Annotated in this window: 24 protein-coding genes; 2 read left to right on the top strand and 22 right to left on the bottom strand. The window is 70.2% G+C overall.

Annotated elements, in window-relative coordinates; genetic code table 11:
• Nucleotides 1–18 precede the first annotated feature (18 nt).
• The 21 genes from HYZ11_13305 to HYZ11_13205 all read right to left on the bottom strand — a co-directional run bounded on the left by HYZ11_13305 (nt 19) and on the right by HYZ11_13205 (nt 17,769).
• A complete protein-coding gene (locus HYZ11_13305) occupies nt 19–807 on the bottom strand; it encodes an IclR family transcriptional regulator (GenBank protein MBI3128576.1) in 789 nt (262 codons plus the stop codon).
• Nucleotides 808–1,025: 218 nt separating this feature from the next.
• A complete protein-coding gene (locus tag HYZ11_13300) occupies nt 1,026–1,634 on the bottom strand; it encodes a hypothetical protein (GenBank protein MBI3128575.1) in 609 nt (202 codons plus the stop codon).
• Nucleotides 1,635–1,644: 10 nt separating this feature from the next.
• Nucleotides 1,645–2,040, bottom strand: coding sequence for a carboxymuconolactone decarboxylase family protein (locus HYZ11_13295; protein MBI3128574.1), 396 nt, complete (start codon nt 2,038–2,040; stop codon nt 1,645–1,647).
• Between the two features lie 30 nt (nt 2,041–2,070).
• Entirely contained in the window at nt 2,071–2,316 is a 246-nt protein-coding gene (locus HYZ11_13290) for a hypothetical protein (protein MBI3128573.1), read from the bottom strand.
• Nucleotides 2,317–2,354: 38 nt separating this feature from the next.
• A complete protein-coding gene (locus HYZ11_13285; protein MBI3128572.1) occupies nt 2,355–3,728 on the bottom strand; it encodes an aminotransferase class III-fold pyridoxal phosphate-dependent enzyme in 1,374 nt (457 codons plus the stop codon).
• A 98-nt stretch (nt 3,729–3,826) separates the two neighbouring features.
• Nucleotides 3,827–4,618, bottom strand: coding sequence for a dienelactone hydrolase family protein (locus tag HYZ11_13280; protein ID MBI3128571.1), 792 nt, complete (start codon nt 4,616–4,618; stop codon nt 3,827–3,829).
• Entirely contained in the window at nt 4,615–5,436 is an 822-nt protein-coding gene (locus HYZ11_13275) for an alpha/beta fold hydrolase (protein MBI3128570.1), read from the bottom strand. The genes HYZ11_13280 and HYZ11_13275 overlap by 4 nt, the downstream gene beginning before the upstream one ends.
• Before the next feature lie 74 nt (nt 5,437–5,510).
• On the bottom strand, nt 5,511–6,932 hold the full coding sequence (locus HYZ11_13270) for an amidase (protein MBI3128569.1): 1,422 nt from the start codon (nt 6,930–6,932) through the stop codon (nt 5,511–5,513).
• Between the two features lie 189 nt (nt 6,933–7,121).
• A complete protein-coding gene (locus HYZ11_13265) occupies nt 7,122–7,799 on the bottom strand; it encodes an amino acid ABC transporter permease (protein ID MBI3128568.1) in 678 nt (225 codons plus the stop codon).
• 3 nt (nt 7,800–7,802) lie between these two features.
• Nucleotides 7,803–8,519 (bottom strand): amino acid ABC transporter permease, encoded by a 717-nt coding sequence (locus HYZ11_13260; GenBank protein MBI3128567.1) that lies wholly within the window; start codon nt 8,517–8,519, stop codon nt 7,803–7,805.
• Nucleotides 8,520–8,531: 12 nt separating this feature from the next.
• Entirely contained in the window at nt 8,532–9,389 is an 858-nt protein-coding gene (locus tag HYZ11_13255) for a transporter substrate-binding domain-containing protein (GenBank protein MBI3128566.1), read from the bottom strand.
• Between the two features lie 19 nt (nt 9,390–9,408).
• On the bottom strand, nt 9,409–10,134 hold the full coding sequence (locus HYZ11_13250) for an amino acid ABC transporter ATP-binding protein (GenBank protein MBI3128565.1): 726 nt from the start codon (nt 10,132–10,134) through the stop codon (nt 9,409–9,411).
• A 252-nt stretch (nt 10,135–10,386) separates the two neighbouring features.
• Nucleotides 10,387–10,941, bottom strand: coding sequence for a hypothetical protein (locus HYZ11_13245; GenBank protein MBI3128564.1), 555 nt, complete (start codon nt 10,939–10,941; stop codon nt 10,387–10,389).
• A gap of 113 nt (nt 10,942–11,054) precedes the next feature.
• A complete protein-coding gene (locus HYZ11_13240; GenBank protein MBI3128563.1) occupies nt 11,055–11,741 on the bottom strand; it encodes a pentapeptide repeat-containing protein in 687 nt (228 codons plus the stop codon).
• Nucleotides 11,738–12,379: a pentapeptide repeat-containing protein gene (locus tag HYZ11_13235; protein ID MBI3128562.1), complete on the bottom strand. Its 642-nt coding sequence runs from the start codon at nt 12,377–12,379 to the stop codon at nt 11,738–11,740. Before HYZ11_13235 ends, HYZ11_13240 begins: the two co-directional genes overlap by 4 nt.
• A gap of 73 nt (nt 12,380–12,452) precedes the next feature.
• On the bottom strand, nt 12,453–12,878 hold the full coding sequence (locus HYZ11_13230; protein ID MBI3128561.1) for a response regulator: 426 nt from the start codon (nt 12,876–12,878) through the stop codon (nt 12,453–12,455).
• Nucleotides 12,879–12,999: 121 nt separating this feature from the next.
• Nucleotides 13,000–13,668, bottom strand: coding sequence for a hypothetical protein (locus HYZ11_13225; protein MBI3128560.1), 669 nt, complete (start codon nt 13,666–13,668; stop codon nt 13,000–13,002).
• Between the two features lie 3 nt (nt 13,669–13,671).
• A complete protein-coding gene (locus HYZ11_13220) occupies nt 13,672–15,222 on the bottom strand; it encodes a 2,3-bisphosphoglycerate-independent phosphoglycerate mutase (GenBank protein ID MBI3128559.1) in 1,551 nt (516 codons plus the stop codon).
• A 50-nt stretch (nt 15,223–15,272) separates the two neighbouring features.
• On the bottom strand, nt 15,273–16,202 hold the full coding sequence (locus tag HYZ11_13215) for a hypothetical protein (GenBank protein ID MBI3128558.1): 930 nt from the start codon (nt 16,200–16,202) through the stop codon (nt 15,273–15,275).
• Between the two features lie 76 nt (nt 16,203–16,278).
• Nucleotides 16,279–17,235 carry an alcohol dehydrogenase catalytic domain-containing protein gene (locus HYZ11_13210; GenBank protein ID MBI3128557.1) on the bottom strand — a complete coding sequence of 319 codons (957 nt, stop codon included), beginning with the start codon at nt 17,233–17,235 and terminating at the stop codon, nt 16,279–16,281.
• A gap of 24 nt (nt 17,236–17,259) precedes the next feature.
• The gene (locus tag HYZ11_13205) at nt 17,260–17,769 is read right to left on the bottom strand and encodes a hypothetical protein (protein ID MBI3128556.1); all 510 of its coding nucleotides are present in this window, start codon (nt 17,767–17,769) and stop codon (nt 17,260–17,262) included.
• 156 nt (nt 17,770–17,925) lie between these two features.
• On the opposite strand from HYZ11_13205, the gene HYZ11_13200 reads away from it, so the two are divergent.
• Nucleotides 17,926–18,783 carry a DMT family transporter gene (locus tag HYZ11_13200; protein MBI3128555.1) on the top strand — a complete coding sequence of 286 codons (858 nt, stop codon included), beginning with the start codon at nt 17,926–17,928 and terminating at the stop codon, nt 18,781–18,783.
• Nucleotides 18,784–18,967: 184 nt separating this feature from the next.
• On the opposite strand, the gene HYZ11_13195 is transcribed toward HYZ11_13200, so the two are convergent.
• On the bottom strand, nt 18,968–20,503 hold the full coding sequence (locus HYZ11_13195) for a S41 family peptidase (protein MBI3128554.1): 1,536 nt from the start codon (nt 20,501–20,503) through the stop codon (nt 18,968–18,970).
• A 124-nt stretch (nt 20,504–20,627) separates the two neighbouring features.
• On the opposite strand from HYZ11_13195, the gene HYZ11_13190 reads away from it, so the two are divergent.
• Nucleotides 20,628–21,179, top strand: a 552-nt coding sequence (locus HYZ11_13190) for a TIGR04283 family arsenosugar biosynthesis glycosyltransferase (GenBank protein MBI3128553.1), incomplete at its 3' end; no start/stop codon positions are given.

Raw genomic sequence — 21,179 nt, 5'->3', positions numbered from 1 at the left:
CCCCTTTTACGCAACTCCCTACGCGAGCCCGTGCGCGGGCTGGAAGCCGTTCCCCAGCAGGCTCGCGATCTCCTGCGCCGTCCGGACCACCATGGGCACGATCTCCTCCCGGCGGCTCGGGGACAGGCCGCCGAAGGGCATGGCCGCGACGAGGACCAGCGCGGATCCGCCCTCCCGCCTGAGGATGGGGGCGGCGACGCCGAAAATCTCCGGGGCATCCTCCCCGTGGTTCACGGCGTAGCCCGCGCGGCGGATGCGGGCCGCCTCCTCCAGTACCTCGCGTTCGTCCGTGATGGAGGCGTCGGTAAAGGGAGTCAGGCCGTATTTCCGGATGAACAGCCTCAGCTCGGCGTCCGGCCGGAAGGAGGCGAGGAGCTTGGCCCCCGCCCCGTTGAAGCTCCAGGGGCGGCGGTTGCCGTGGATCGAGTGGACGCGCAGGCGGCCGGGGCTCTCCACCCGCTCGATCACCACCATGTCGTCGCCATCCTCGATGCGGATGGTGATGGTGGCCAGGATCTCCGCCGCCAGCCGCTGCATGTGGGGGCGGGCCTCGGGGAAGCCGAACCGGCGGGCGGCTTCCATCCCCAGCTCATAGGCGCGGAGGCCGAGGGTGTACTTCTCGGTCGCCCGGTTCTTCTGGAGATAGCCTCCCTCGGCGAGGGTCTTGACGGCCCGGTAGGCCTGGTTCGGGCTCAGTTCGAGGCGGCGCGCGATGCCGCGGATGCCCCATTCGGGCTGCGCGCTCGTGAAGAGGCCGAGGATCCGGAGGCCCCGGCGGAGGCCCTCCGAGCGGTTCGCGGCCAGCATGGCGAGGCCCCTCCGCATGTCCACATTACGTGGATGCGTATTGCAACTATGTGGTCATTACAGGAGGCGCGGAGGAGGATGTCAAGGAGGGGGGGGTCAAAAAAAAGCAGATTCCTCGGACCTATGGTCCTCGGAATGACATGTAAGGCCAAAAAACCTGGCGTCATTCCGAGTGTGGCGAGGAATCTGCTTACGCATTCTGGTTGGCGGGTCCTGCCCTACTCCCGTTCCGGCACCTTGGGGCCGTAGATCTCCCGCGCCTGCTCCTCCTCCACGGGGTTCCCCCGGGGGTCCCGCATGGGGAAGGCGCCCAGGGTGCGCATGAAGGCCTGCATCCCGTAGTGGAGGGCGATCATCCCGCCCAGCTCCATGATCTGGGCCTCGCTCCAGTGCCGCTTGCCCTCCTCGTAGAAGGCCTTGTCGATCTTCTTGGGCTCGCGGTACATGAGCCAGGCGTAGCGCAGCGCCCACTTCTCGGCGGGGGTGAAGCGCGGGTCGGTCTCGAACCCGGCGCTGCAGCCCGCCTCGATCAGCTCCTCGGTCAGCCCCTCCTTCTTCGCCTTCTCGGAGCGCAGGTTGGCGAAGTAGGTGTCCCCGGCGCGGCGGGCGAGCTGGATGCGGATGATCTCCTTGAGCTTGTGGGGGACGTTCCCCTCGGCGTGGGACATGTGCATGGCGTCGTGGATGGCCTTGGCGTAGCCGGGCGCATGGGCCAGGATGCGGACGAAGAGTTCGTCCGGCGCCTGGACCTCCCGGCAGCGCCGCAGGATGCGGTCCCAGCCCTTCTCCTTGATCTGATCGTCCTCGAGCGGCCGGATGATGGGCATGGCGCGCCTCCTATGCCTTGCCGGCCGGCCGCCCGCCGGCGCCCTGGCCCATGGCCTGGGCGCGCGCGAGCGGCCCGCGCAGGTGGGAGACGGGCTTCTCGCCGTAGATGCGGCGGCTCTCCTCCTGGCTCACCAGGCGTCCGTCAGGGGAGAACATGGGGTAGAAGTCGAGGGTGCCGAAGAAGGTGTGGTAGCCCACGTTGAAGCCGATGAAGACGCCGAGCTCGACGATCTCTTCCTCGGTGTAGTGCTCGCGCAGCGCCTCGTAGAACTCCTGGTCGATGGCGCCGGGGTCGGTGGCCATGAGCTCGCTGTAGCGCAGGGCCAGCTTCTCCGCCTCGGTGAACTTCTCGCTCTCGCGGTAGTTCTCGATGCCCTCGTCGATCATCTCTTCCGTCAGGCCCATCCGCTTCGCCGAAGCGGACCGGACGTTCCCTCAGTAGTTGCAGTCGGCCATCCGGGAGAGCTGCACCCGGATGATCTCCTTGAGCTTGTGGTCCACCGCCCCGGTGCTGAAGACGGCGCCCCAGGCGACGTACATGGCCTTCGAGAGGTCCTCGTTGTGGCCCTGCATCGCGTGGAAGGCCGGGTCGGGCGCCCGGTGCTTCAGGCACTTCTCGATGAAGGGCTTGAGCTTGGTCTTCTTCAGCTGCTCGATGTCCAGCATGGTGATGCTCGGCATGGGCCGATTCTCCTCCGGGCGCCGCAGGGCACCGGCGATCAGGTCTCGGCGAGGTGGCGCCGCAGGGCGCCCTCCAGGACCTCGGCCACGCGGTCCGCCTCGCGCTCGGTGATCACGAGCGGGGGGCTGATGGTGAGGGTGTTGGAGGGGCCGTTGGCGACGCCCGCGTTCTTGCTGAGGATGACGCCGTCCTCCCGCGCGTAGCGGAGGATGCGGCCCACCGCGTCGTTGTTGAGCGGGGCGCCGTCCTCCTCGACGAGCTCCACCCCCCAGATGAGCCCCACCCCGCGCACGTCCCCCACCGAGGGGAGGTCGCCCAACCGGTTCAGCGCCGCGCCGAGGCGCGCCCCGACCTTGCGGGCGTTGGCGGGGAGGTCCTCGCCGATGAGGATCTCGAGGTTCTTGAGGGCCGCGGCGCACGAGGCCGGGTGGCCGCCGTAGGTGTTGATCTGGAGGAAGCCCGACTCCCCCTCGGCGTTGAGCGCCTGGAATATCTCCTCCGTCACGGCGGTGGCCCCGATGGGCAGATAGGCGCTGCTCAGCCCCTTGGCCAGCGTCATGATGTCGGGTTTTACACCGTAGAGGTCGGAGGCGAACATCTGGCCGGTGCGGCCGAAGCCCGTGATCACCTCGTCGCAGATCATGAGGACGCCGTGGAGGCTGCACACCTCGCGCATGAGCTTGAGGTAGTCCCCGGGGGGCGGGATGACGCCGCCCCCGCCGATGACGGGCTCGGCGATGAAGGCCGCCACCGTCTCGGGCCCCTGGTAGCGGATGACGGCGTCGAGCTCCTCGGCGCAGCGCTCGGCCAGCTCCTCCTCGGTCTTCGCGCCGCTGCGGTAGAAGTAGGGCGCCTGGACGTGGAGCACCCCGGGCAGCAGGGGCTCGAACTGGCGCCTCCGGTGGGTCTGCCCCGTGAGGCTCGCCCCGCCCAGGGTGGCGCCGTGGTAGCCCTGGTAGCGGGCGATGATCTTGTAGCGGCTGCCCCCGTTCAGCCGGCCCCAGGCGCGGGCGATCTTGAGGGCGGTGTCCACCGCCTCGGAGCCGCTGTTCGAGAACCAGACGCGGGTCACCCCCCCCGGAAGGATATCCGCCAGCTTGGCGGCGAGGCGGGCGGCGGGGGCGTTGATCTGGGTGAGGGGGTAGTAAGGGAGCTCCAGGAGCTGCCGGTAGGCGGCCTCGGCCACCTCCTTGCGGCCGTAGCCGACGTTCACGCACCAGAGCCCCGCCATGGCGTCGATGTAGGTCTTCCCGGAGGCGTCGGTGACGGTGCATCCCTGGGCCGTGACCATGACGCTCAGGGGGTTCTTCGCCAGGGTGCTGTGGTTGAGTAGGGGGTGCCAGACATGGGCGGCGTCCTGCTCGCGGAGGATTTCCACCTCCCGCTCGGCCCATGCAGTTGCGGGGTTCATCGCTTCTCCTCCGTCTTTGGGCTGCGCCGGGGACAGAATCGCCAGGGGGCCGATCATAGGCCGCGCCCCCGCGGGGGCGCAAACGCCCTCCCTTCGCCTCAGCGGGGGGCCGAGCGCCGCTTGAGGAAATCGAGAATGAGCGACCGCGCCCGGGCGTCTCCGGCCAGGTTGTGGGCGTCACCCGTGAAGAGATGAAATTCGATGGGCCGGTGGTAGACCCGTCCCCAGTCCGCGCACCCCCGGGGGGAACGCCTCCCGCGCCAGGGGTCGTTCCCGGAGTAGAGGGCCAGCACCGGCGTCCCCTCGGGCGCGTTCATCCCGTACTGGCAGGTCGAGCCGCTTACGATCACCCCGCGGAAGCCCCCGTTGGGGTAGGCCGCGGCGGCGCCTCCGCCCTGGCTGTGGCCCATGAGGAAGACCCGCTCGTGATCCACCCAGGCCAGGTCCCGGAGGCGCTCCTGGGAGTAGGCGATTTCCTCCTGCCGCATGGCGGCCACCCGGGCGAAGGGGGCCCCCGGGATGCCCCGGTGGCGCCGGGGGTCGCACGTCTTGGGGCGGCCGGGCCGCGCGAAGCTGTCCGGGGCGATGACGGCGTGGCCGGCCTCCGCCAGCAAGTTCATGTAATCGAAATTGCCGGGCACGAGGCCCGAGCAGCCGTGGATGTAGAGGACGGCGGGGAGCCTCCTCCCCGGGGCCAGCGCGGCCAGCTCCTCGCGGACGAGGGCGTCGCCCATCCGGCCCCCGATGAGGCGGTCCCTCGCCACGGGGAGCATGACGTAGGCGCGCTCCCAGGCGACCCGCGCCTCCTCCCGCCAGTCCGCCGCCCGCGCCGGCGCGGCTTCCATCAGAAGCAGGGCGGCCAGCGCGAGCGCCGGCCCGAGCCGGCTCACCGGACGCTGCCCGTCATGCGGGCGGAGGGCTCGGTGTGGCGCCTCAGGAAATCGAGGATGAGCTCGCGGGCCTGGGGATTCTTGGCCTGGTTGTGGAAGTTGCCGGGAAAGAGATGGAACTCGATCGGGAGCCCCCGCTCCTTCCCGCGCGCCTCGCAGCTCCGCGGGTCGCGGCCCTGGAGCCAGGGGTCGCGTTTGGAATAGAGCGCGAGGACGGGCGTCCCGGCGGGCGCGTTCAGCCCGGAGGGGCAGAGCGAGCCGCTCAGGATCACCCCCCGGAAGCCCCCGCCGGAATAGCTTGAGGCCGCGCCGCCCCCCTGACTGTGCCCCATGAGGAAGATATTGCGCTGGTCCACCCACGGCAGCCTCCGCAGGTGCTCGAGAGATTCCTGGATCTCCTCCCGCCGCATCCGGTTCACTTCCGCCTGCGGGGCTCCGAGGACGCCCGCGTAGCGCTTGGGGTCGCAGGTTTCGGGACGGTCCGGGCGGGCGAAGCTGTCGGGGGCGACGACGGCGTAGCCCTCCCCCGCCAGGAGGTGGATGTAGTCGAAATTCTCGGGCGCCACCCCGGAACAGCCGTGGAGGTAAAGGACGGCGGGGAACTTCTTGCCGGCGGGCAGGCGCGACAGGCGGTCGAGGACGAGCTTCTCGTTCATGCGGCCCAGGATGAACCCCTCCGGGGCGGGGACCACCACGACCGCCTCCCGCCAGGGATAGTGGATGTGAAGTTCCTCCGCCCACGCCCCTCCCCCGAGGATAAGGACAGCCAGTGCCAAGGCCGCCGCCGGGCGCATCCGCCTCCCCGCCTTTCTCCTCATACCAGACTCCTCCGGGACCGGCCGAAACCAGCCGATCATAACCGGATAAGGCCGGTGAGCCATCTTTCATTCCCTCAGACCGGCGGGCGGCGGTTCCGCAGCTCGGGGGTGGCCTCCTCATAGGCCTGGCCCGCCCGGAGAACCCGCCCCTCCTCCCAGGGGGGGCCGATGAACTGGATGGACATGGGCAGCCCCTCGGCCGAGAGCCCTGTGGGAACCACCAGGGCCGGGAAGCCCGTCATGTTCTGGTGGGTGAGGAAGGGCTGGGTGACGCTGAGGGAGTAGTCGATCTCCTTGCCGTTCACCTTGCTCTTCAGGGTGTCGATGGAGGGGGCGATGCAGGGCAGCCCCGGGGTGAGGAGGATGTCCGCCCTCTCGAAGAGCGCGAGCACGGCCCGGCGCAGGAGCTCCCGCTGGCGCTGGGCGCGGATGAAGGCGTCGGGATCGCCCTTCCCGATTCGGTCCTCGATGCGCTTGCGGGTGAAGTCGCCGTACTTGGAGGGGTCCTTGGCGTAGAGCGGGCGGTGGAACTCGATGAACTCGTGGGACATGATGGCCTCGTTCACGGGCCGGATCTTCTTGGCCTCGGAGAAGGGGAGCGTCTCCACCCTGGCCCCGAGCTCCCGCAGCACCCCCACCGCGCGGTCGAAGGCGAGCTGGATCTCGGCGTCCACCTCGGCGTTCTCGCAGAGGTCCGGGCAGAGCGCGAGCCGCATGCCCTTCACGCCCTTGTCCAGGTCGGCCGAGAAGTCCGGCACCGGCACGTCCCGGCTGTAGGGGTCGGCCGGGTCGTAGCCGGCGATGGCCTGGAGCACGAGGGCGGCGTCCCGCACGGTGCGGGCGAGCGGCCCCACGTGGTCGTAGCTCAGGGCGTTGGGGCACACCCCCGAGAGGCTCACCCGCCCGTGGGTGGGCTTGAGCCCCACGATGCCGCAGTGGGTGGCCGGGCCCCGGATGGAGCTCCCGGTGTCCGTCCCCAGGGCGGCGGGCGCCATGCCCGAGGCCACCGAGGCGGCCGAGCCCGTGCTCGAGCCACCCGTGATGCGGGAGAGGTCCCAGGGGTTCCGGGCGGTGCCCAGGTGGGGGTTGTGGCTCAGGGGCCCCGAGGCGAACTCCTGGGTGTGGCACTTGCCGAGGAGGATGGCCCCCGCTCTTTTCAGCCCCGCCACCGAGAAGGCGTCCGCCTCCGGCACCCGGTCCATGAAGAAGGCCGAGCCCATGGTGGTGCGCACCCCGGCCGTGTCGATGATGTCCTTCACTCCGAAGGGGATGCCGTGCAGGGGGCTCTTCCGGCGCCCGGCCGCGATCTCCTCGCCCGCTCTTTTCGCCTCCTTCCGCGCCTGGTCCCCCGTCACGTGGATGAAGCCCAGCACCTTGGGGTTCACCTCCTCGATGCGCTTGAGATTGGCCTCCACCACGTCGAGGGGCGAGAGCTCCTTCTTCGCGATGCGGCCCGCGAGCTCGTGGACGGGGGCGTAGCAGAGATCGTCGGTCATTCGGGCTTCCTCGTATGCAGTATCCGTAGGGGCAGGCCCCCGTGCCTGCCCCGATGGATCGGATGGTGAAGGGCGGCCACGGGGGGCCGCCCCTACACAATCACGTTCTCCCTCACCCTTCCAAGCAGGGCCATGTGGGGCATTCCCGGCTGGAGATCCCTCCACTATGCCCTTCCTCCGCCCCCGCGCTCAAGCCGCCTGGATGCGGTGCTCGTAGCGCCGCGCCAGGCGGGAGAGGGAATAGGCGAAGATCCAATAGACCACCGCGATGAAGAGGTAGAGCTCCAGGGGCCGGATCTCGCGGTTGTTCACGATCTGGGCGGCCTTGGTCAAGTCCACGTAGCCGATGATGGAGGCGAGGGAGGTATCCTTGAAGAGCACGATCATCTGGGTCACCAGGGAGGGCACCATGTTGCGCAGGGCCTGGGGGAGCACCACCCAGCGCATGGTCTGGGCTCCGGTGAGCCCCACCGAGGCCGCCGCCTCCACCTGCCCCCGCGGCACCGACTGGATGCCGGCCCGCACGATCTCGCCGAAGTAGGCGGCCTCGAAGATCACGAAGGCGGTGAGCGCCACCTCGTATTCCGGGATGGCCATGCCCAGGAGCTGGGGCATGATGAACCAGATCCAGAAGATGACCATCACCAGGGGCACGCCCCGGAAGAACTCGACGTAGGCCGCCGCCGGCAGGCGGACGAGGGGCGAGCGCGCGAGGCGCGCCAGCCCGACGAAGATGCCGAGGAGGAAGCCCAGGACGATGGCCGGGACGGCCAGGGCCAGCGTCCCTCCCCCGAAGGCGCCCAGGCCCAGGAGGCCCTGGACGAGGAGGAATTCCAGGTTATTGAGGACGACGCCAAAGTCGAACACGGCTCAGGCCCCCCCGCGCGCGATGAGGCCCGGGATGGCGAAGCGGCGCTCGACGCGCCCCATGATCCAGGCGATCCCGAGGCAGAGCGCCAGGTAGATGACCGTGCCCGCCGTCAGCGCCTCGATGGCCCGGGCGGTGTAGGTTTCGATCTGGCGGGTCTGGAAGGTGAGCTCGGCTACGCTGATGGTGAGGGCGACGGAGGAGTTCTTCAGGAGGTTGAGGGACTCGTTCGTGGCCGGGGGAACGATGAGCCGCAGCGCGATGGGCACGATGACGAGCCGGTAGACCTGGCCCGGGGTGAGCCCCATGGCGTAGGCCGCCTCGAACTGGGTGCGGGGGATGGACTGGATGCCCGAGCGGATGACCTCGGACATCCGCGCCCCGTGGTAGACGCCCAGGGCCAGCATCCCCGCCCAGAACTCGGCCCCGTGGTCGAAGAGCCAGTCGCGGATCACCGCCGGCAGGAGCGGGGGGACCCCGAAGTACCAGAAGAACATCCAGACCAGCAGGGGCACGTTCCGGAAGAACTCGACGTAGGCCGCCGCGCCGGCCCGCAAGGGCCGCCAGGGCCCCGTCCGCAGCGCCCCGGACACCACCCCCAACGCCACCGCCAGGACCCACGCCAAGCCGGAGATGGCGAGGGTGACGAGGAGGCCCTGGAGCAGCCAGCCCCCGGTCTGGCCGCTCCAGAGCACGCTCCAGTGGAACTCATAGCGCAAGGGAGCCGTCCCCTACTTCGGGACCACTTGCATGACGAGGAAGCGCTTGTTCTCGGGCGTGAGGGGATACGGCACGTCTCCCTTCGGGCCGAACCATTTCTCGTAGAGCTCGAAGTACTTGCCGGAATCGATGGCCTCCATCAGTCCCGCGTTGACGAGATCGAGGAAGTCCGACTCGTTCTCGCGCACGGCCATGCCGTAGGGCTCGTAGGAGTAGAAGTCCCCCACGATCTGCCAGTCGCCCGGCCGGGGCGCCTTGGCGATGAGACCCGCGAGCTGGATGCCGTCGTTCGTGTAGGCGTCCACCTGCCCCTGCGTGAGGGCCTGGAAGGCGGCCGGCTGGTCGGGGAACTCCCGCAGGTTGGCGTTCGGCACGCGCGCCCGGATGATGCGCGCGTTGGTCGAGCCCTGCTGGGCGGCGATGCGCTTGCCGGCGATGTCCTGGATGCCCTTGATGGGGCTCCCCTTCTTGACCAGGAACTGGGCGCCCGTCACGAAGAAGGTCAAGCTGAAGTCCACGCTCTCGCGCCGGGCGCGGGTGTCCGTCATCGTCTCGGCGATGAGGTCCACCGCCCGCGAGGTGAGGAGCGGGATGCGGGTGGCGGGGGAAGATTCCTTCTTCTCGACCTTGATCCCCTTCTTGAGGTGCCGCTCGATGACGGGCTTGATGGCCTGCTCGACCAGGTCGATGGAGAAGCCCACCCACTCGTTCTTGGCGTTGACGAAGCCGAAGGGCGGGGAGCCCCGCCGGGTGCCGATGGTGAGGGTGCCGGTGCGGCTGATCTTCTCGAGGGTGGATTCGGCGGCGGCGGCCGGCGCGGCCCAGCCCGCCAGGGACAGCGCCAGAAGAGCGGTCAGCAGACGTCTCATGGCTTTCCTCCGATCGCGATCAGTGGGTGAGTATCTTGGACAGGAACTCCCGCGCGCGCTCCGACCGCGCCGCGGCGAAGAACTCCTGGGGCGGCGCCTCCTCGACCACCTGCCCCCCGTCCATGAAGACGACCCGGCTGGCCACCCGCCGGGCGAAGCCCATCTCGTGCGTGACGACCATCATGGTCATCCCGTCCCTCGCCAGATCCGTCATCACGTCGAGGACCTCGTTGATCATCTCGGGGTCCAGGGCGGAGGTCGGCTCGTCGAAGAGCATGATCCCGGGCTGCATGGCGAGCGCCCGGGCGATGGCCACCCGCTGCTGCTGGCCCCCCGAGAGGTTCGCGGGATAGGCACCGGCCTTGTCGGGGATGCGCACCCGCTCGAGCAGCCCGCGCCCCGCCCTCTCGGCCTCCTCCCGCGAAGCCCCCTTCACCTTGATCGGGCCGAGGGTGATGTTCTCCAGCGCCGTCATGTGCGGGAAAAGGTTGAAGGACTGGAAGACCATGCCCACCCGCGACCGGAGGGCGGGCATGTCCACTCCGGCGCGGTTGATGCGCTCGCCCAGCACGCGCAACTCGCCCGACTGGATGGGCTCCAGCCCGTTCACGCAGCGGATGAGGGTGGACTTGCCCGACCCCGAGGGGCCGCAGACCACCACCACCTCCCCCGCCCGGACGGCCAGGTTGATGTCGCGCAGCACGTGATTCTCGCCGAACCACTTGTGGACGGCCTTGAACTCGATGGCCGTCCCGCCCGGGCCGCCGGGGACCGCGCGCTTGTCGTCGGGACGGCGCGTCTCCACGGCTCACCCATTCAGGAAGGAGGAGGGCCGGGCCCGGGCGCGGCGACTTCCGTCGAAGGCAGGGGCCGAAGCTCCGCTCCCCTCGCCCGCCGCGCGGTGGAATGGCCAATAAAAATCATTATAGCAACCGCGGTGGCGGAGGGCCACGCGGCGTGGAAGGACCCGGCTGGGCAGGCGCCGCCGGAAACCGGGCTAGTTCCCGGGCGGGACGCCTCCGCTCGCCTTCTTCTTCAGGGCGAGGAAGCGTTCCTCCGCCCGCATGAGGGCATACAGGGCCTGCTCGTATCCCCGCCCGGCACGGGACTCGGACTCGCGGTAGGCCTCGTTGAAGCGGACCGTGGCGAGCTTGTCTTCCTCGGATTCGGGCTTTCCCCTGCGCTCGCCGCGGGACCGCGCCAGCTCCCGCTGGTAAAGGTCGGCGAGCCGGCTCATCTGCCCCTTGGCGTCCTGGAGCCCCTCGCGCGCCGCCCGGAGGTGGCCCTCGATGCGGCCGATGGCCGCCCGCGCCTCAGGCGGGGAGGAGGCGCCCCGCTCCTGCGCGTCCATCTCCGCGTTCGCCTGCGCGATTTGCCCCCGGGCCGCCTCCTCCGTCTGCAGGATCCTCTGGGTCATGTCCGACATGGCCTGGGAGAACTGCTTCATCTCGGCCATGCTCAAGGCATGGACCCGGCTCGGCGCGAGGGCCGCCGCCCCCAGGCAGGCGGCCGCCAGGAAAACTGCGGCCAGGATGGAGCCGGTTCGATTCATTCCGGGGGTCTGCCTCTCATTCCAGGATTCCGGACGCGGCTGGACGCTCCAAGGACCCGGCGACAGATCATATGAAATATAGGGCGATCGGGACATACGGGCAGCGATGGGTGCTATGATTTTGAATCATTTCCCGATGGTCCGAATTCCGGAAGGCGGGTGGAACCGTCCGTCACGGCGGAGGCGGCCTGGGCCGGGAGCATCTCCAGGGCCCCGGCGAGGTCCGCCCCCCGGAGATCGGAGCCGTCCAGATGGGCGCGCGCGAGATTGGCCCCCGCGAGGGAGGCGTCCCGCAGGTCCGCCCCCTCGAGGTGCGCGCCCTGCAGGTCGGCCCCGTCCAGCCGGGCCCCCCACAGGGCGGCCCCCTGGAGCTTGGCCGCCCGGAGGGTGACCCCCGTCAGGTCCGCCCCTTCGAGATCGGCCTCTCGCAGGTCGGCCCCCAGGCAGAGCGCCCCCCGCAGGGACGCCCCGCGGAGGCGGGCTTTCCGAAGATCGGCCGACAGGAGCACGGCCTTCTCCGCCCGGGCGCCCTCCAGATTGGCCCCGGCGAGGATGGCCGTCCGGAGCATGGCTCCCCGAAGGTCCTTGCCCCCAAAATCCTGGCCCGTGAAGTCGGCCCGCACGCCGCTCTGCCCGCCCGTCTCCGCCCAGAGGCGGTGGGCCGCGAGCGCCTCCTCGAAGGTCTTGGGCGCGGATCCCGAGAGCCCCAGCGCCTGCGGAAGGCTCGCGCCGCGCGCGTAGGCCCGCCGCGCCCCCCGCGGGAGCAGCCAGAGGAGGAACCGGGAGAGGTCCGCGCTCATTTTTCCTCGCCGCTCCCGGCCGGGCTCCCCGGCAGGAGGGTGGAATCGTCCGTCAGGGCCGAGGCGAGCTGCTCCGGCGAAAGCCCCCGCGCGCCCGAGAGGTCCGCCCCGCGCAGGTCCGCCCGGCCCAGGCGGGCTCCGGCGAGCCGGGCCCGCCGGAAACAGGCTCCTCTCAAATCCGCCCCCTCCAGATCGGCTCCCTCGAAATCGGCCCCCGCGGCGTTCGCGGACAGGAGCCCCGCCTCCCTCAGGCAGGCCCGGGCGAGACGGGCGCCCTCCAGGTTCGACTGGAACAGGTCCGCCCCGGCGAGATCGGCTCCCTCCAGGTCCGCGCCCGCCAGGTCCGCCCACTGGATTTCCGCCTTCTGGAGATCGGCCCCGCGCAGGCCGGCCCCCCGGAGGTTCGCCATGAAGAGGCTGGCGAGGCGCAGGGATTTTCCGCCGAAATCGGCCCGGCGGCCCTCCTTGCCGCCCGTCTCCACCCAGCGGAAGTGGGCCCGGAGCGTCTCGGCCAGGCCGGGCGGAGCGCCGCCCGCCGCCGGGGCCATGGGGAGGGACAAAGGCCGGGCAGAGTCCTGGCCGGGCGGGGCGGCGGGCCCGGATATCCAAGCCAGGAGTCGCTGGAGGAAGCGGTGCATGATGGTTCCGAAAAAAGCCTCCCCGGGAGGGAAGGCCGCCGGCCCCGAGCCCCGGGAGACGGGGGAAAGACGGCTAGAGCTTGCGCTGGAAGATGGAGGGGGGGGTCGTGAACGTCTTTTTTTCCACGCCCATGAGCTTGTTCAGCTTCTCCTCCACCGTGGCCTGGGAGAAGGGCATGGTGAGGAAGTCATTGACCCCCGCCTGAATGGCATTCACGACCTCTTCCTTGGTCGGCCCCGAGAAGAGGATGAGGATTTTGAGTGAGGCCCCCCCCGATTCCCGGATTTTCTTCACGAGATCGAGGGCGTCCGGCTGGGCACTGTCCACGATGATGATGTTCCACTTCTTGACCTGGGTCTTGAGGGCCGCCAGCATTTCGGAGCCCGAGGAGAACATCTGGAGGCTCTTCAGTCCGCACCGGCGCAGAATGTCGCGCAGCACGTCGCGGCCGACATCCTGTTTCTGGATGACCACCAGGTTCAAATCCGACATCTTCATCCGGAACATCCTCTTGGCCCGGCGGCACCCGGACACACACCGGCGCATTCGGCAGTCCGCGAATTATACCAGACAAAATCCCTTCCAAGTAAATACGGGATCACTGGAAAACACCTGATTTTTAGAAGGCGGGCGCGTCCTCCGGCCCCCAGAAGAAGGGGTCGAGGAGATAGCCCGTCCTCGGAAGCGGGTTCGCGGGTGGGAGGCCCTGGGCCGCCTTCAGCCGCTGGATGGTGCGCAGGTGCACCAGCGCCTCCCAGTGCATGTGACGGAGCATTCCCTCCAGGGTGAAGGTGAAGGTGGTTTCGTCCTCGGCATGCTGCGTGACTCCATCGTCATGAAATGTCGAGACATAGGACCAGAACCGGTACACCGGCAGATCGGTCTGTCCCATTTTGAGATCGGACGGGAAGGTCCGCGTCAGGGCGAGGGAGCGGAGCTCCTCCGGCGACCGGCCCTCGGCCGCGCGCCGGGCCAAGGCCATGGCCTCGGCGAACTTGGGCAGGAGATCCTCGAGCCGCCAGTATTTCTCCTCATCCAGCCGCCGGTCGTAGACGAGGGACTTGCGGAAGTCCACCGGGTCGGGCGGGGGCGCCTCGGGCCAGAGCGTCTTTCCCCACATCTTGGCGAACCAGAAGAAGTAGGCCAGCGAGACGTGGCTCACCTGGCGGCGGATGCTCCACCGGGACCACTCCTCCCCCGGGTCCTCCCAGTCGAGCTGGGCGTCGGCGAGACCCGCGATCTCGCGGCGGAACATCGCCTCCACGGCGGCGAAGTCGGGGACGGCCATCCGTCAGCGCTCCGTGCGGTGGAGGCGCAGGTCCTTGCCCGTCATCTCGGGGGTGGGCTCGAGCTCCATCAGCCCCAGGAGGGTGGGGGCCACGTCGCAGAGCGCCCCGCCGGCCCGGAGGGCGCCCCGGTAGCCGGGGTCGATCACGATGCAGGGGGTGTCGTTCAGGGTGTGGGCGGTGTGGGGGCCGTTGGTCTTCTCGTCCCACATCTGCTCGCAGTTGCCGTGGTCGGCCGTGACGACGGCCGCGCCCCCCTTGGCCTCGAGCGCGCGCAGCACCCGGCCCAGGCACGCGTCCACCGTCTCGACCGCCTTCACCGCCGCCGCCTCCACCCCCGTGTGCCCCACCATGTCGGGATTGGCGTAGTTGACCACGATGGCGTCGTCCTTCCCTTCCTCGATCGCCCGGAGGACGACCTCGGTGACGCCCTCGGCGCTCATCTCGGGCTGGAGGTCGTAGGTGGCCACCTTGGGCGAGGGGACCATGATCCGCCGCTCGCCCCTGGGGGGCTCCTCCACTCCGCCGTTGAAGAAGAAGGTAACGTGCGGGTACTTCTCGGTCTCCGCCGTGCGGAGGCAGGTCTTCCCGGCCGCCTCTAAGGCGTGGCAGAAGAGGCCCGTCATCGCCTGGGGCGGGAAGGCCGCGGGCAGGTGGAAGGTTTCGTCGTACACCGTCATGCAGGCGTAGTGGATGCGCGGGCGCCCCGGGACGCCGAAGCCGTCGAAGCCCGGGATGACCAGGGCGCGGGTGAGCTGGCGCGCGCGGTCCGACCGGAAGTTGAAGCACACGACGGAGTCGCCGTCCCGGATGGCGGCGAGGGGACCCCCATCCGCCTGGATGACGCGCGGCTCGATGAACTCGTCCGTCACGTCCTTCGCGTAGGAATCCTCGACGGCGGCGGCGGGATCGGCCGCAGGGATGCCTTCTCCCCTCACCAGGGCGCGGTAGGCTCGCTCGGTGCGCTCCCAGCGCTTGTCGCGGTCCATGGCGTAGTAGCGTCCCATGACGGTGGCGACCCGCGCTCCCGCCTCGCGCTCCAGGTCCCCGGCGAACTTGGCGACGAACTCCCGGCCTGACCGGGGAGGAGTGTCTCGGCCGTCGGTGAAGGCGTGAGCGAAGATGCGCTCGACGCCCTCGCGCCGGGCGAGCCGGGCGGCGGCCACGCCGTGGTCCTGATGGCTGTGCACGCCCCCATCCGACACCAACCCCATCACGTGAAGGGCGCCGCCGCTCCGCTTCGCCGCCCGCGCCGCCTCGAGAAGAACGGGGTTGCGGTCGAAGCCGCCGTCCTCGATGGCGGCCTCGATGCGGCGGATGTCCTGGTTCACCACCCGCCCCGCCCCCAGGTTGAGGTGGCCCACCTCGGAGTTTCCCATCTGCCCGTCGGGCAGCCCCACCGCGCGGCCGCAGGTGCGCAGGCGGGTGTTCGGCCGGGCGGCGAGGAGGGAATCCATGACGGGAGTGCGCGCGAGGGCCACGGCGTTGTGGGAGCGCTCCTCGCGGAGCCCCCAGCCGTCGAGGACGATGAGCATGACGGGGCGCGGGACCGGCATCGGCTGCCTTTCCATTCAGGTGTCCGGGTGGCCGATGGCGGCGGGGCCGCTCAGGGCGACTGCGAGACGCGGACGAACTGGTAGAGGCGGTCGTCCCAGCGCCAGTGCTCCTCGAAGGAGAGGGTCCGCAGCGACTTCTGGCTGACGGGCCCGTTCCCGGAGGGGGATGATACCACCTCTTCCAACTCCCGTTCCCCCTTGAGGATCAGAGTAGCCGGGGCCTGGGGCCCGTCGAACTGGAGCCGCACCTTGGTGCGGAACTGCTCCAGCCGCTCGACGAGCTTGCCGGCGTTCCGCCCGTCCGGCCGCGCGGGCCAGCGGAACTCCTCCTGCAGGCGGGCGAACCACACCATCTCGAACCGCCGGGTCTTCGAGAGCTTGATGACGCGGACGGTGTCGGTGGCGCGCCCCCCGTTATCCTCGCGGGCGAAGACGAGCAGCTCGTTCCCCCCCTCCCCCGTCAGGTTCACGAGCTGGAAGGTGAGGGAGCGGCTCCGGCTGATCTCGCTGTAGGAGGCGATAGGGGCGCGGCCGCGCTTCTCATCGTCCAGGAGGCAGAAGGTCACGTAGCTGACCTCGCCTGGGTCGGACTGAAGGATGACGAGCGTCTCCTCCTCCGGGTCGCCGTCCATGCTGACCGGGATGAAATCCACGGAGAAGCTGTACTCCTCCATGTGGCGGGAGGAGAAGTACCACGGCCACTCGTTCTCGGGCGTCGGGCAGCTCGCCAGGGCGCGGAGCTGTACGGAGCGGTCGCTCGAGAAGAGCTTGCGCGCGAGGAGCCAGTCCTCGGGCCGTTGCAGCCGCTTCAGATGGGCGACGAGGCGATCGACGCGCTGCTTCTCGTGGGGCCCCACGGGCGCGGGCGGGGCCGAAAAGGAAGGCGCCGCAGCCCCGAGGAGGAAGGCGGCCAGCAGGGCCGGGAGGAGGAATATCCCCCGGCGCGGAGGATTCGGCTGAAGGAAACGGGACCATGCCATGGAAGCATCCCCGTCAAGTATGGGGCCATTCTGTCACGCCCGGACGAGGCCCGCCACCCGGGACTCCCGGAGCGGCTCAGGGCGCCAGGAGCACCTTGAGCGTCCCCCTCTCCCCGGCCCGCCGCAGGGCCTCGAGCCCCTCCGCCAGCGGGAACCGGGCGTGGATCATCGGGGCCGTCCGGACGGCCCCCAAGGCCAGGGCCTCCAGCGCGGGCGGGAACGGCCCGCAGCGGGAGCCCAAAATCTCGATCTCGTCGATCACCGCCGGGGCCAGGTCCAGGGGCTCCCGGGCGGCGACGGTGCTCTTCAGGACCAGGAGCCCCCTCGGCGCGGTGAGGGAGAGGGCCAGGCCGAACCCCCCGGCCGTCCCCGTGACCTCCACCACGGCGGGCCAGCGGCCCTCCGCCCCGGCCTCCGCCGGGGCGGTGAAGCGGGCGATCCCCAGGCCCTCCAGGAGGGACAGCTTCGCCGGGTGGCGCCCCAGCACGGCCACCTCCGCCCCCGCCCGGCGGAGCACCTGGGCCTGGAGCAGCCCCAGCCGCCCGTCCCCGATCACCAGGACGCGGCTCCGGGCCAGCTCCGGCCGCTGCGCCAGCGGCTCGAAGCAGGCGGCGAGGGGCTCGCAGAAGACGGCCGCCTCGTCCGCCGCCCCCGCCGGGACCTCATGCAGGTTGCGCTCCGGCAGGGCGAGGAACTCGGCGAAGGCTCCGGCCCGGCCCAGGATGCCGAGCACCGTCCGCTTCGGGCAGTGGCGCTCGAGCCCCGAGGCGCACCAATCACAGGCCCCGCAGCCGCAGTTGATCTCCCCGACGACCCGCCGGCCCAACAAAGGATGGCCCGCCGGCCCCTCCACCACCCCCACGAACTCGTGCCCCAGGACGCCCTGGAAACCCATGTACCCCTTCAGGATCTCCAGATCGGTCGCGCAGACGCCCGCCAGCCGCACGCGCACGAGCGCCTCGCCTGGGCCGGGACGGGGAACGTGGATTTCCTCGACGGCGGGTCCATGCCGGCCGAACCGGAGCGCCAGCAACGGCGGGGATCCTCGACGCGGGGGTCAGGCCTTCGCCGAGGCCTTCTCCTTCGCTTGGTACACGGGACAGCGCGCGTAGGAGGAGGACAAGCAGAACTCCCGCTGGCGCTGCGCCGAGATGGCGGCATAGGGAAGCGTATAGGTCCGCAGCAGCTTGCGCTCCTGGGACTCTTGGGCGTAACAAACGTTGGACGCGGCCGGGTAGTCCTGCAGGCTCTCGCGCTTGGCCTTCCCGCCCAGGTAGGGGCAGTAGCGCTGCTTGACGCCGAGGTTCTTGGGGGTGCTGAGGCCCCCGCCCCGGGATTCCTCAAGATCGCCCTGCAAGAGGGAGCCGCGCTCCCGCGAGGGAGCGGCCGGCGCGGCGCGGCGGGCGGCCGGGGCCGCGGGGGCGCCCGCCCGGGCGAAGTCCTCGGCCGAGGGAAAGCGGAGGGGGCCTTTCTCGGGAAGAGAATCCGGAAGAGTCTCCCGCTGTTTGCGATCGGGCTCTTCGTCCCCTCCGCCAGACTTTTTAATGAGGTCGATCATCCGAACCATCTGTCTCACCTTGAGAAGAACCGGTAGGCGAACTCGGAACCAATATAGCAAAACACCAGGTCTCCGCAAGGGATAACCTTACGAAAATTCAGGGTTTTCCTGCAAAAGGCTAGGACTAGGTTCAAGGGGGCTCGGTTCAGGGAGAAGGCAGAGAAGATGATCCCGTCCTACATCCAGCTCGCCCTGGTGGCCATGGTCCTGGTGGGCATTGCGGACTTCACCTACGGCCGGGCCACCCGCCGCGGCATCACCCCCGGGACCATGACCAGCTCCCAGGCCTGCTTTTTCGTCCCGGCGACGGGCCTGTGGGCATACCTGCAAGGAGTATACGCTTGGACGCCGCCCGCCCTGCTCGGGGTGGCGGCTGGGCTCCTCACCTTCCTGGGCTTCTGGGCCTTCATGCGGAGCGTCGCCCTCGGCCAGGCGAGCGTAACCACGCCCATCTACCGCATCAGTTTCGTGGTGACGGCGCTGGCCGCCATCCTTTTCCTGGGGGAACCGATGACGGCGCGCAAGGGGACGGGCTTCGCCCTGGCGGGGGCCGCCATCTTCCTGTTGTCGGAGTTCGGCCGCAGGAAAAGGGCGGTACCGGGGGTGAGCCCCGCCTCCATCGCCTGGGCGGTGGCGGCGATGACCTCCGTCGGCCTCCTGAACGTCGTCTACAAGGTGGGCGTTTCGGCGGGCACCGCCCCGGCCATGCTCCTCCACAGCCAGGGGACGTTCTTCATCCTCATCGCGTTCGGCTACGCCTTCTTCGCCCAGGGGGGGCCGCGCTTCTCGCGCGCGGGATGGGCGCACTCGCTGGTGACGGGGGCCTGCCTCCTGACGGGGCTGATCGCCCTGCTGGCCGCTTACCGGACCGGGGAGGCGAGCGTGGTGACGCCCATCGCCCAGCTCAGCTTCGTGGTGAGCGCCCTGCTCGCGACGCTGTGGATGGGGGAGCGCCTGACGCCGCGGAAGATGGCGGGCATGGCCCTCGCGGCGGCGGCCATCCTGGCGTTCACGCCGGTGTAAAGGAAACCCGCACCGCCATTCATGAGTTGGGAAACGGGAATACGATTTTTGTCATTCCGAAGGAGCCCTTCGCCTCGCTCAGGACAGGCTCCGCGGCTGAGGAATCTGCTTTTCAGAAGCAGATTCCTCGCTGGCGCTCGGAATGACGGACCTTACCCACCTCACCCGAGAATTATTGGCAGGCCTACCGCGCCGGCACGTCCGCCTGGCGCACGCCTTCAGTCCGCCGCGCCCGCACCCGCAGGGCGGCGAGCCGCAGCGCCTCCATGTCCGCCCTCGGCCCCGCCTCGCGCAGGATCTCCAGCCCGGCGTCGAGGGCGGGATCTTCCCCGCGAGCGGGGACCGGCTCGGGCCAGGAGGCCTTGGGAGGGACGCGCGGGGGCGCCCCCGCCTGCTCGGCCACCTCAAGGTCGGGCGAGACGCCCTTCTGGTCGATCTCCCGGCCCAGGGGCGTGTAGTACTTCGCCGTGGTGAGGCGGATGCCGGCTCCATGGCTCAGGGGGAGGATGGTCTGCACCGAGCCCTTCCCGAAGGTGGTCGCGCCGACCACGTAGGCCCGGTCGAGGTCCTGGAGGGCCCCCGCCACGATCTCCGAGGCGCTGGCGCTGCCCTTGTTGATCAGGACGACCATGGGCTGCCGGGTCCAGAGGCCGTCGGCGTGGGTGCGGAAGTGCATGGCCTGGCCGCGGTGGCGGCCCCGGGTGAAGACCACCATGCTGCCCTCCGGGAGAAAGTGCTCGGCCGAGCGCACTGACTGGACGAGGAGGCCCCCCGGGTTGTTGCGCAGGTCGAGGATGAGCCCCTTCGCGCCCACCCGCCTCAGCCGCGAGAGGACGCGCTCGAGCTCCTGGCTCGTCTCCTCATGGAAGGCGCTGAGGCGGATGTAGCCCCACCCCCCCTCGAAGAACCGGGCCTTCACGCTCTGGATGTGCACGAGGGCGCGGGTCAGGGTGAAGACGCGCGGCTCGCTCCAGCCCTTCCGCAGGATGCCCAGGCGCACCTCGGTGGCGGGAGGCCCCCGCATCCGGCGCACGGCGGCGGGCAGGGGCCGGCCGTCCACGGGCTCGCCGTCCACCGAGACGATCTCGTCGCCGGCCTCGATGCCCGCCTTGGAGGCGGGCGAGTCCTCGAGCGGGGAGACGACGATCAGCTTCCCGTCCTTCTGCGAGATGGTGAGCCCGATGCCGCCGTAGCGGCCCGAGGTCTCCTCCTGCAGGGCGCGGAACCGCTCCGGGGGCATGAACGAGCTGTAGGGGTCGAGCGCGGTGACCATGGCCCCGAGCGCCTCGTACATGATCTCCATCTCCCGCTTGTCCCCCGAGGCGTGCCCCAGGGCGAAGCGGTAGGCCTGCTCGAACTCCTGGAGGGAGGCCCGCGAGCTCCCCTCGATCCGGGCCTCAATCTGCTCGCCGTCCGAGCGGAGGCGGAAGGAGCGGGGGCCCGTGGAGGTGACCTCCACCTTGTCCTTGCCGGCGGCGCGGCCGAGGGCGGCGAGCCCCTCGCCGTAGGCCTTCCGCATGTCGGGGAGCGTGACGTAGCTCTCCTCGAGGAGGGTCACCGTCTCCCGGAGGAGGAGGAGCGCCGCCGACTCGTTCCGGCCGGGGGCGGACGCGGCCGGGGGCGCGGGGGAAGCCGCCGGGGCGGCGGGGGGCAGAACGAAAGCGGCCGCCAGCGCCAGCGCGCCGAGCAGCCGCGGGAGAATCCTCGAATACGGGCGCATATCGGTGTCCCAGCCAAAGGCGCGGCGGCATTCCCGCGGCGCGAGAACCCCACTATGATAGGGACCGCCCGGAGAGGGGGCAACCCGGGGAAACCCTTGCATATCGGGACGTACGGGGGCGGCGGTGATCTCCATCGTGATCCCGGTGCTGAACGAGCGGGAAAGGCTGCGGGCCTTCCTCCGGGAGCTGGAGGGCCTGGAGGGGGAGCGCGAGGTCATCGTGGCCGACGGGGGGAGCGCGGACGGAACCCCGGAGGCCGTCTCCCCCCCCGCCCGCCTGGCCGTCTCGCCGCCCGGCCGGGCCCGCCAGATGAACGCCGGGGCCGCCCTCGCCCGGGGCGAAATCCTCCTCTTCCTGCACTGCGACACCCGGCTCCCGCCCGGGGCGCTCGGCCTCATCGAGGGGGCCCTGCGCGATTCGTCCAACGCGGGCGGGGGCTTCCGCCACCGCTTCGACCGCGAGGGCGGGTTCAGCCGCTTCATCAGCTGGAGCGCCAACACCCGCACCCGCCTGTGGCGCACCTTCTTCGGCGACCAGGCCATCTTCGCGCGGCGGGGCGCCTTCGAGCGCATCGGGGGCTACGCCGGCCTGCCCCTCTTCGAGGACTGGGACCTCTGCACCCGCCTGAAGCGCGAGGGAAGGCTCGCGATCATCCCCGCCCCCGTCCTGACGAGC

The organism is Candidatus Tectomicrobia bacterium, from assembly GCA_016192135.1.
Classification (GTDB): Bacteria; UBA8248; UBA8248; order UBA8248; family UBA8248; genus 2-12-FULL-69-37.
Note: the sequence above shows the minus strand (reverse complement) of the source record. Positions and strands in the feature narration are given on the sequence as shown.